Below are 3,025 nucleotides of genomic sequence, written 5' to 3'. Positions count from 1 at the left end.
CATCATCATGGCGTGATCCGCGCCGTCGGTCGTGCGCTCATCGATCAGGAGGTCGAGGCAGCGCAGGCTGCGAAGGAAGCCACGCGTCCGCCGACTGAGCGACGAGGCCGACCCGGTATTTTAAGCCGTCGCCGCGCTGCGGGCCAGCGGCGTGCCGGTGGCGCCAATCGGCGATGAGCATGATCGCTGACAGTTCGGCGACCTGGCGTTCTCGGACCGCGAGCTGTGGCGCCTAGCCGCGAGCGGCGAGCTGGTCGAGAACGATGACCTGCGATAGCTGGGCACCCATGGGGAAAGCCCACTCGCCAAGCGGCGTTCGAGCGGGCCAGGATATCCGGCCGCGTGTCCTGGCCGCGCTCACGCCAAAACCGTCGACTGCAACGGAAATCGCCGAGCGCGCCGGGTTGCCCGGTCGAGAACGAGCGATGCACGCTACCCGCGCGCTGGTGCGCCCGGAGGCTGACTGCCTCGCGGTCGGCGCGACCTGACGAATCTTAAAGCGCCGGCGCTCGCTCGCATCAGGCAGCTCGCCTCATCAACGGCCAGTCAAAATCGGCAGGCCCTGTGTCAGCTGGAACACACCTACGATCACGCTTTCGTGTATTCTATCTTTGGTTGTGCTGCTGGAGATCATATGCGCGAGCCGTCTGATCAAGCCGATGACCGCAATCTAACGCGGCATACGCTACAGCCCCGTGTGGCGCGGTGGCGCGTCCTCGGGCAGCGTCCAGCGATCGTTTGGTTTAGCGGGCTGCCAGGTGCTGGAAAATCCAGCATTGCCAACGCCGTAGATTACACTCTGACGCATTTCGGCCGCAGCACGATGGTGCTGGACGGCGACAACTTACGCCATGGTCTCAACTGCGACCTCGGCTTTAGCCCCGCCGATCGCGCCGAGAACATCCGCCGCACAGCCGAGACGGCCCGGCTTATGGCCGAGGCCGGTTTGGTTGTGATTGTCTCGCTTATCTCGCCGCTTAGCGAGGATCGCGCTACGGCTCGCCGCATAGCGGGCGATGTGCCGTTCCTTGAGATTTTCATCGACACGCCGCTTGAGGTCTGCGAGGCACGAGATCCAAAAGGACTGTACGACCGTGCTCGCGCGGGGGAGATTCCGAATTTCACCGGCATTTCTGCCCCTTACGAGCCTCCAGGGAAGCCTGATCTTGTAGTCCGGACAGAAGGGTGCACGATCGAGCAATCCGCTGCCGCGCTCATCCCAAAGTTGATAGAAATCTCAGCACCAAACTTTTCGGATGAGATGAGGCCACCTTCACGAGGTCGTGACGTATCGTGCCAGCGCAGAGCGGCCTGATGCACTGATGCTGCCTAGTAGATGTCGTGACGCTGCGCCGGGCCGACGTCGTCGCCTGCGATGAGACCGGCGTGCGCATCGGGGGCTCAAACACCTACCGCTGGCTCTCTCACTCAGCCGCGGCCGTAGTGCACACGGCCTCCTCAACACGCGGCGCTGTCGTGGTGCGGGCGATGATGGAGGGCGCCGGTCGGCGGTGTGGATCTCGGACCGCTACAAGGCTCGAATCCTGCCACGCGGCCGAGCACCAGACCTGCCTGGCGCGCCTGGCCAGCGACGTCGCCTATGTCGTCAGGGCTAGCGACGGTCCCGTACCGTGGCGCCTGCAACTCTGGCTGCAGCACGTGTTCGCCCTGGCCCAGCGCGTCACGTGCGTGTGGATTCTATCCATGTCGCGGTTCAGCGGCTTAGGGATGACCTGTTTGATCAACGCGCATGTTCAGCACGATGTATGCCTCCTTGTGTAGTTAAGATACCTTCTCGGCAGAGCTAACCTAGGGCAAGCAAGTGCCATAATTTAAGTCGACTCCGAGCCAGTAAATTTCACAGTCGCTAGACAGAGAATCTGATGACTCTTTTTGTGCACGTTGGATATCATAAAACCGGAACAACGGCTTTACAAGATTTCTGTACGAGTCACAGAGAGTACTTGAAAGAGGAAGGTATTGAGTACCCTCAAGGCTGTAGTAGCTGGCTTGGACATCCGGAGTTTGCCTGGGCCGTAGATGCAAAGGAGTACCCGTGGCAGGATAATAAATATCATATATACGACATACTGGAATACTATTTACCGATTTTGGACCGGAGCAAAAACTCGGATGTACTTCTGTCTTCTGAGGAGTTTTGTCGATTGGAGTTTGATGTGATGTCAATGCTCCGATTTAAGGATATTTTATCAGAATACAACCCAGTCATAATTGCGGTAGTGCGAGACCCGCTCTCATTTTTGCTTTCAAGATTCCGGCATGAAACGCAGCAAGGCAGCGAGAAGCGGAGTTTTTTGAACTTCTTATGTGATTTTGACAATTTGTATTCTGCTGATTTCTTTCATCGAACCAAGTTGTGGACAGATATCTACGGCGATCGGGTGCTGGTGAGAAGGTATGAGCAATTATTGAGCGAAGACGGGGGCATGATAGCCGCATTCTTCCGCATGCTGGGCAGATCATTGGATGACCGCGCCCGGCAGTGGCAGAGCGAGAAAAAATTGGCTCCCTATTTCCTCGAAGCCGCAAAAGTCGTCTTCGGAAAACCTGAACTCTCAGCGGAAGTGGGAATGATAATGGATCAGCTCTATGATCTAAGCGGGCGGATCGGAAGCGTCAACATTGAAACTTCCTCTGAATATAACAATATTCCACCGCATCTGTTGCAGATCATGTTGTCATTTAAAATGAATGAAATCGATTATTCCCGTCAGATTGAAAATAGATCGTAATTTCTTGACACGACTCGTATGAGGCGTTTCCGCATGGGGGGTGACCAAGGCGTTGGGCGTGCGGGGAGCCGGGATATCGTGCGAGATCTGGGCTCGCGGATCCACTCGTATCCGGCGGAACAAGGCGTTCCTGACCGAGACGCCTCATGGGAGGCGAACCGGCTGAAGGTGGCGGGACTGATCCTCCCTCGGTGTCGCGGACACAGAGAGATCATTTCGTGGTCCTCTCGGCTTGCTCGGGCGTAAGATAGCCGAGTGCCGAGTGGATGCGT

At 57.4% G+C, this 3,025-nt stretch carries 2 protein-coding genes and 1 pseudogene; all 3 read left to right on the top strand.

The features are described 5' to 3' along the window. Positions 1-634 precede the first annotated feature (634 nt). The 3 genes and pseudogenes from cysC to H288_RS34675 all read left to right on the top strand — a co-directional run bounded on the left by cysC (position 635) and on the right by H288_RS34675 (position 2,753). Positions 635-1,315, top strand: a complete 681-nt coding sequence (gene cysC, locus H288_RS34680; protein WP_081636618.1) for an adenylyl-sulfate kinase — start codon at positions 635-637, stop codon at positions 1,313-1,315. A 32-nt stretch (positions 1,316-1,347) separates the two neighbouring features. After that, positions 1,348-1,710, top strand: a pseudogene (locus H288_RS33415) (transposase); the annotation flags it as partial. A 173-nt stretch (positions 1,711-1,883) separates the two neighbouring features. Further along, positions 1,884-2,753 carry a sulfotransferase domain-containing protein gene (locus H288_RS34675; protein ID WP_081636617.1) on the top strand — a complete coding sequence of 290 codons (870 nt, stop codon included), beginning with the start codon at positions 1,884-1,886 and terminating at the stop codon, positions 2,751-2,753. Positions 2,754-3,025: the final 272 nt, after the last annotated feature.

The sequence above is a fragment of the Methylobacterium sp. 285MFTsu5.1 genome (assembly GCF_000383455.1).
Lineage (GTDB): Bacteria > Pseudomonadota > Alphaproteobacteria > Rhizobiales > Beijerinckiaceae > Methylobacterium.
Note: the sequence above shows the minus strand (reverse complement) of the source record. Positions and strands in the feature narration are given on the sequence as shown.

Coding starts and splice junctions, on each gene's coding strand:
- H288_RS34675 (WP_081636617.1), top strand. CDS start 1,884: ATGACTCTTTTTGTGCACGTTGGATATCATAAAACCGGAACAACGGCT.
- cysC (WP_081636618.1), top strand. CDS start 635: ATGCGCGAGCCGTCTGATCAAGCCGATGACCGCAATCTAACGCGGCAT.